The 7,932-nt window shown below is 50.3% G+C and carries 5 protein-coding genes; all 5 read right to left on the bottom strand.

The genetic code is table 11. The features are described from left to right. Nucleotides 1–454: hypothetical protein (locus tag AC58U0_RS37125; protein WP_497383649.1), on the bottom strand; the 454-nt coding region annotated here is incomplete at its 3' end. Between the two features lie 42 nt (nucleotides 455–496). Then, on the bottom strand, nucleotides 497–2,056 hold the full coding sequence (gcvPB, locus tag AC58U0_RS37120) for an aminomethyl-transferring glycine dehydrogenase subunit GcvPB (RefSeq protein ID WP_497383648.1): 1,560 nt from the start codon (nucleotides 2,054–2,056) through the stop codon (nucleotides 497–499). Between the two features lie 30 nt (nucleotides 2,057–2,086). Further along, nucleotides 2,087–3,487: an aminomethyl-transferring glycine dehydrogenase subunit GcvPA gene (gene gcvPA, locus AC58U0_RS37115; RefSeq protein WP_497383647.1), complete on the bottom strand. Its 1,401-nt coding sequence runs from the start codon at nucleotides 3,485–3,487 to the stop codon at nucleotides 2,087–2,089. Nucleotides 3,488–3,561: 74 nt separating this feature from the next. Continuing rightward, a complete protein-coding gene (locus tag AC58U0_RS37110) occupies nucleotides 3,562–4,344 on the bottom strand; it encodes an SDR family NAD(P)-dependent oxidoreductase (protein WP_497383646.1) in 783 nt (260 codons plus the stop codon). Further along, nucleotides 4,337–7,486, bottom strand: coding sequence for a beta-galactosidase, LacZ type (gene lacZ, locus AC58U0_RS37105; protein WP_497383645.1), 3,150 nt, complete (start codon nucleotides 7,484–7,486; stop codon nucleotides 4,337–4,339). Before lacZ ends, AC58U0_RS37110 begins: the two co-directional genes overlap by 8 nt. Between the last annotated feature and the right edge of the window lie 446 nt (nucleotides 7,487–7,932).

Raw genomic sequence — 7,932 nt, 5'->3', positions numbered from 1 at the left:
AATAGTACAATTGGTTATTTGTCGCCATTGCAATTTGAACAGTTGTACTACGAAAGTGCAGCTTAGCTAAGTGGTGTCCACTTTCTTGACAGAAGAGCAAAAACGCGCTTACAGCGGGAATTCCACGAGCCGAAGCTCTTCGACTGTGTCTGAGAGGTCGAAAATCGACTTCTAAGCTGACCATCCTGCGCATCCGTACTGTGAAAGCGCGGAAAACGCGCTTAATCGCGCAGTCTCGAACAAATAAGCGCGAAAAACGCGCTTTCAGCGGGAATTCCACGATCCGAAGCTCGTCGACAGTGTTTGAGAGGTCGGAAATCGACTTCTCAGCTGACCATCCTGCGCATCCGTACTGTGAAAGCGCGGTAAACGCGCTTACAGCGAGAGCTCCGCGAGCCGAACTCGTCGACTGACTGGCAAACAGAAAAGGCCCCTCACGGAGCCTCTTTGTCAACAATAATTATAGATGAGAGCAACATAAAAACAATAGATTGATTTATACCGGTTGAGTCTTTTTCAAATACGCCCGCCAAGTAATGCACCATTGCTTCGGATCATCTAAGGATGATTCATCGTTTCGATGAACAGTACTGTTATGCGGAGCTGACTTCACTATATCCGGCTGTGTGTAGGCTTCATTCGAGATATGCTCAAGCGCATGGATGTATTCGTCCAAATCCTCTTTGGAATACGACTCTGTCGGCTCCAAGGTAAACGGCTGCTTCACGATATACGGATGATGGGACGTCCAGTAGTGCAGGCCGAAATCACACATGCGGCGAGTAATGTCCTCTGTCGTGACACCTGTCTCATCTGTAAGCTGCTTCCAGCTGTAGCGAACCTGCTCGAGGCGGCGTCCTTTGATATAAGGTGCACTCGCTCCGCGGATTTGCAAGATTTTATGGTAGAGATAGTTGTTGTTCAGAACCGCAATTTGGGCGACATCCTTCAGCCCATCTGGACCGAGGCTCATAATCCAAGCGTAGGAACGCAGTACAGTCTGTGCAACCCCGTGAAAACTGCGGACTTTGCCGATGCTGTCTGCTGTCTGATTCTTCAAGACATAACGGCTTCCGTCGTAATCTACAAGCGGTCCAGGTAAGAAGCGTTTCAGTTCCTCGCTTACACCAAGTGCGCCCGTAGCCGGACCGCCGCACATATGAGGAGCCGCAAACGTCTTGTGCAGATTGAAGAAGCACATGTCGAAGCCCGCTTCCTTCGCTCTAGTGATGCCAAGCAAGCCGTTTGCGTTGGCCTGATCGTAGAAGCAGACTCCGCCCGCTTCGTGAACAATGTCGGTAAACTCGCGAATGCGGTGGTTATAGATGCCAGTGTCCTCCGGGTTCGCAACGACAAAACCAGCTGTTCGCTCGGAGATGACACTCTTCAGCTTCTCTATGTCTGGGAAGCCGTCTTCGTCTGGGTGCAGCGTAATGATTTTGTAGCCCTTGACCGCAGCTGTCGCAGCTTGGGAGGGGTGGGAGAAAATCGTCGTAATGATCTCATCCCGCTGATCTCCCTCCCCCCGCGAATCATGATAAGCACGAACGATCGATGCCATCGCAAGCAAGGCCTGCGTGCCGCTGCTCGGTTGGAACGAGAAGGCATCCATCCCGCTGATCTCACGCATCGCAAGGTCCAGCTTATAGAAAATCTCCAGCATACCCTGGACGGAATCAGCATCCTGTAAGGGATGCAGCTCCATCATATGGGGCGTACGGATAAGCATCTCGTTGATGCGCGGAATATACTTCATCGTACAGGTGCCTTGTCCGATCTCAACATTCATATCGGAGCCAAGAGTCTCCTGGGACAGGCGTAAATAATGCCGAAGTACTTTGGCTTGACCGATCTCGGGTAAAGCCGGAGCTGATCTTCGCTTCATAGAAGAAGGGATACGTCCAATACCGTCTCCCACCTCAGCTGCAATGCCATCCTCCGTTCCTGGCGGAATAACACCTCGCTCACCCTGACGGTGAAGCTCAAATATGACTGGCTCATCCCATTTGGCTTGATGAAAATTACGGACTTTATGGTCTCTGCGAATTCGTTTCATGGCGTTCCGTCCTTTCTTTATATAAGTCGATCACGGTTTGCGAACGATGGATTGAATGGTGTCTGCAAGACGATCTAGATCAGCCTGCGAATGAATTTCAGTAACACAGTAGAGGGCACATTGTCCCCATGCCGGGAAAGAAGCAGATAAATCTTTGCCTCCAAATATTCCAGCTTCTGAAAGGTGCGCATTAATTTCAGCCACAGTCAGGCCTGTATCGTTGAAATCAACAACAAACTCCTTGAAGAAAGCTGTTTCTGCGAACCGAAGGGAAATGCCTGGAATGGCGGAGATTTTCTTGGCCGCGTATTGCGACTTCTGCATGATGGTCTCGCCGACCTCCTGCATACCGGTTGGTCCTAGCAAGGACAGGTAGACACCTGCGGTTATGCCCCATAATGCGGTCTGGGTACCAACGGACTCCTTCCCTTTCTCACGAAGGGCGAAGGATGTGCGCTCATAAGCTACATCGCCGAAGCCATATTCGCCTTCAACCTCCGTCGGCACGATGCCGAACAACCGAGAAGGATATTCCATGACGTAGGTCTCTTCATCGCGCGTCGCGATAAATCCGGCTTGCCCGCCGCCGTAGTTCATATGCATCCCCAGCGGCTGCAAATCGCCACAGACGATATCTGCGCCATATTGGCTCGGAGGCTGAAGAACGCCAAGTGAGATAGGATCCACGCCAACGATGGAGATGGCATTCACAGAATGGGCAAGCTCCGAAATTTCTTGTCCTTGGTCTTCGATGATGCCGAGGTAGCCCGGATTCTCGAAGTATACCGCAGCTATTTCACTGGATAGCTTGCTGCGCAAATCATTCAAGTCCATTTTGCCGGTTGCCTCATTGATTTCAACAAAACGCAGCTCCATCACGGGTGTGCAGTAGTTGTTGATAATCATGACTTTGTCGGGATCGACTGACTTTGGAAGCAGTGCAACACTGCGGCCTGTGATGCGGCCCGCCATCCGAATCGCTGTTGAAGCCGCTTGTGCCCAGTCGAAGGTGGGGACATTAATGACGTCCATATCAACCAACTCAGCCATTAGACTTTGATATTCGAACAGGGTTTGGAATCGTCCGTGATCTTCATAGGGTTCACCGGCATAAGCGGTAACGAACTCGGAACGCTGATTGATTTCGTCACAGACAGCCGGAATAAAATGCTGCCAGCAGCCCGCTCCGAGGAAATTCAGATAAGCGGCACCGTGCTTGTTCTTGGCGAGCAAACCATCTATATGACGGCGGAGCTCATATTCCGTCATTGCTGGCGGGAGGTTCATCTCCCCGTTCAGCTTCAAGCTGTCTGGAATGGCGTCATGAAGCTGATCCATCGAGGTCAGACCGATTTCCTTCAGCATCGCATCACGAACCTCTGGCACGGTATTCGGTATATAAGGATGGGCATAAGTTCTGTTATTAGGCAAAGGTAACGCCTCCATTCATCGTTGTATAACGCATAGATTCTTAACTACCAAGCGGAGTTAAACACGAATTGCCCTTAGGCAATGCCCCCGCCATCCACAACAAGCACGCTTCCCGTTACCCAAGAAGACATGTCACTGGCTAGAAACAGGACCGCATTAGCGATATCACGCGGTGTTCCGAGCCTCTCCAACGGACGGCCGCCGGCCGAGGCGATTAGGAATTCGGCCTCGTTTCGCTGCAGCTGCTTCGCTTCATCACGAAGCAGCGGTGTGTCCGTATCACCTGGCGATACGCAGTTCACGCGAATGTTAGCGACGCCATGATCGATAGCCATAGCCCGCGTTAAATTGACAACGCCAGCTTTGGCAGCGCAGTAGGCAGCTGCGCGGTCTCCGCCTTTAAGGCCCCAACCGGAGCCGGAGTTAATGATACTGCCTCCGCCTTCTCGCTCCATGATCGGAATGATAGATTTGGACAGGAGATAAACCCCCTTCAAGGAAACATCTATAACCAAGTCCCAATCACGTTCTTCCAGCTCAACGACTGTTTTACGACGAATAATCCCAGCATTGTTGAACAAAATATCAATTCGTCCGTGTGCAGCATCAATTTCTGCTGCAACACGCTGGCAATCGGCAGAGGAAGACACATCACAGCGGTAGAAACTCGCTTGGCCTCCCTGCTGTTTAATTCCAGCCACTGCTTGTTCACCCTGCGCTTCGTTAATATCTAGAAGGACGGAATAAGCTCCAAAGCTGGCCAGCAGTTCAGCCGTTGCAAGGCCAATCCCTGAGGCACCGCCGGTCACAACCGCTATTTTTCCAGATAAGTTCAGTACGTCTTGTGCGTTAAGCATGGTTTGTACCCTCCTGTTGTAGATGTTTCACTTTCGCTTCTAGTCTCATTTGATGGCTCAACCGCTCAGGTAGGGTATCTTCGGATAGATAGGGCTTAAGCAGCATCTGGAAATGGAATGCTTCTGATGTGACAGTGTTTTCCGGGGATTGAGCTGGTCCACAGCTGTTGCTGCCTAAACCATTCTGCCTGTAATCCAGGTTGAGTGTAATGAAATCCCGCGGAATAAGATCACTCGCATGTTTGGCTGCTTCTAAGTCAGCGTCGGTATAGCGTCGTGCGCTGAATTCAAGTGTCGATACTCCTACCGCGAGCAAGCCGATTCCGGCACCGTCTGTAATGGATACCCACCTTACATCAGTGCGGTTGCCGTTTTCCTGCGGATAAATATACGGCGTGAATAGTTCTTCTACAGACTTCCGATACACACCGAAGCGTCCTGCTTCCTTACTATCGGAGTAGTTCTCTCCCGGACCACGTCCATACCATTTCACAGCGTCCATGTCTCCCGGTATCTCCATTTGAAGTCCAATCTTCGGAAGCATGGCAGGCGGCTTGCCTTCTGGAACGCCGTGCACGTCGATCACGATAAGACCTGAGCCCGTTATGGTGTAAATCGTTTCACATCGGAAGCCCCAGTCGAATACTGGTGGTGCAATGCGAGACTCCCAAGTTATACGAATCGTTCCCTCATCCAGCCGCTCCCAGCGACAACTATCAATTCGTTCGCTTAGCCTATTGAGATGCGCCTTGTACCAGTCAGGCAGGACATACATATCGTTATCAATCGGTGCACGCCAGAAGTTAAGACGCGGCCCCGTGTTCACTAGCTCTTGGTCGTTCATTCGCAGCGAGCTGATTCCTGTCTGCCGTGTATCGAATGCGATTCGGAATGAATCGTTCGCGAGGATGAGCTGACGCCCTTCCTCTGTGCAGGACAAGCTCCGCTTTGGCAAACTAGCTGCTTCAGAAACGGACGAATCATTTGTGTTCCCAACTGCTTCGAGAGCGAGCTGTGCCCAAGCTACCTCATGTCCTTGATCACCCCAGATGCAATCTGCCGCAAGCGTGAAGCCGACATTCAACCAGCGCTCAGCACCCTGATCCAATATGGCTAACTGCAGATCTGCTTTTACTGGAACATACAGCTCTGCACTTTCACCAGGGCCAATTCGCGGCAGAACGAGCACACCGCTTTGGACGGTCCGCCCATCTACCGTCACGCTCCAATCTGCATAGAGGTGATCAAGCGTTATAAAATCATAGCGATTCATAATGCGTATGCGATCATCTTTTATATACTCGACCCTAACAGGTTCAATAATTTTCTTGTATTCAATCAGACCTGGGGAAGGTGTACGATCCGGACGAATAAGACCATCAATGACGAAATTGCTGTTGTTCGGCACATCGCCATAGTCTCCGCCGTAAGCGTAGTCGTCTTTACCATCCGCTGTCTTCCTGCGGATACCGTGGTCGATCCATTCCCAGACGAAGCCGCCCTGCAGCCTTCTATAAGCATCGAAGGTATCAAAATACGGCTTGAGTCCGCCTGGACCATTCCCCATGGCATGAGCGAATTCGCATAAAATATGCGGTTTAGGATGATCCACCAGCTGACCGAAGCCTGCCATCTTCTCTACGGAGGAGTACATGGTGCTTACAATATCGCACACTTCCGCTTCGCGATCTTCTTCATAATGAATGAGCCGGGTTGGATCTGCTTGTTTGCACCACGCCGACATCGCTCGGAAGTTGCAGCCGAAGCCGGACTCATTGCCGAGTGACCAGAACAGGACGGACGGATGATTCTTATCGCGCTCCACCATGCGGCGTACGCGGTCGACATACGCTTCCTGCCAAGCAGGATCATCGCTTAACCGTGAAATATTGCCCAGAGGCTCGAAGCCGTGAGTTTCCAAATCCGTTTCTTCCATGACATATAAACCATATTCGTCGCAAATATCGTAGAACCGCGGATCATTCGGATAATGAGCGGTTCTGACCGCATTAATATTATGCTGTTTCATCATCTTCACATCTTGAATCATGGTCGACAGCGTCACTGTGCGTCCTGTATCCGGATGGTGATCATGACGGTTTACACCTTTCAGCATGATGGCCTTGCCGTTCACCAAAAACTGGCCGTCCTTCACTTCGATCCTGCGGAAGCCAACTCGCTGAGCAACCGTCTCCACCACTTTATCGTTCTGTTCCACTACTCCTATCGTCAAATGATATAGAGTTGGGGCTTCAGCACTCCAAAGCGCAGGTTTCGTGACTGGCATTGAAAATTCCAGAATCGTCTGATCATTAGTTGAGACTGTGATCTGTTCTTCAGCTGAAACAACGAATGAACCTTCATTATCCAACAGCTGCAGTTGGAGCTTCCCTTGCAGCGCATTTCCATGCAGTTCAACTTGAACGGATAAAGTCGCATCGCTATAGTCAGCGTCCAATTCGGTAACGATTCGATAATCCACGATCCGTATGGAGGACGGCTCCGAAACCAGATACACATCCCGGAAAATACCGCTCATATACCACATGTCCTGGTCTTCTAGATAGCTGCCGTCTGACCATTGATAGACGCGCACCGCCATACGATTGATTCCCTGCTTCACAAACGGTGTCAGATCAAATTCTGACGTCAATCGGCTTCCTTGGCTGTAACCAACGAATGTCCCATTGACCCATATATGGAATGCGCTATCCACGCCATCGAATTTCACGGCCAGTTTTCTGCCGTCCCAATGGTGTGGAAGCTCAAACTCTCGCACATAGCTGCCTGTCGGATTATCGTTAGGCACATGCGGAGGATCTACCGGGAACGGATAATATAAGTCCGTATAATGCGGATTGCCATATCCCTTCAGCTGCCAGTGGCTCGGAACTTGGATCTCATCCCAGCCAGACAAGTCATAATTCTCTAGGTAAAAATCATCCGGCGCCCATTCAGGCCCCTTCGCATAATGAAACTTCCAATTGCCATTCAAAGATTTGAACCAAGGCGAGCTCCCTCGGTCATAGCTCAAAGCTCCGGCTTGATCGGAATGTGGGATGAAATATGCCCTGCTTTTCGCGCGATTGCGCTCTAACACCGCAAGATTATCCCAATCACGTGCCGCTTTCTCGTTACGCATGGCTGTCTCTCCTCTCGAATCTCTCTCTATGAGTCTCTATTGATCTTCTGTTCAAAAAAACCTAATCTGGCCCACACGGCGCGTATCCATTGGAATAAGGAGACCGTCGATTCATTCATCTAATCTTGCTCTGCATGGAGGTGTTTCTTAGATCGGGTTCAATCGTCAACTGGGGTCAATTGAGGTTGCTAGATGAATGAATCCATGTGCGCGGTTGAATGATGTTGTAGAAAGTGCAACAATTGCTGCCGTTATCGCGCTTTTCCCGTACATTGTTGCATCATGTACAACAATTTGGTCCTATACAGGCCATTTCGCAACAAATGGGCTAATAATCTATAAAGCCCCCTAATTAAGTTGGACACTTTTAGGCTAAGAAAATACAATGAAATTAGCCGGAGGTTGTTCGTATGAGGGTAAAGCATAGCAAGTTTGACGAACTGAGA

It is taken from the genome of Paenibacillus sp. J31P190 (assembly GCF_059692075.1).
Note: the sequence above shows the minus strand (reverse complement) of the source record. Positions and strands in the feature narration are given on the sequence as shown.

Bases quoted from the DNA above. Each gene is read 5' to 3' on its own strand.
- gcvPB (WP_497383648.1), bottom strand. From the start codon at position 2,056: ATGAAACGAATTCGCAGAGACCATAAAGTCCGTAATTTTCATCAAGCC.
- AC58U0_RS37110 (WP_497383646.1), bottom strand. From the start codon at position 4,344: ATGCTTAACGCACAAGACGTACTGAACTTATCTGGAAAAATAGCGGTT.
- lacZ (WP_497383645.1), bottom strand. From the start codon at position 7,486: ATGCGTAACGAGAAAGCGGCACGTGATTGGGATAATCTTGCGGTGTTA.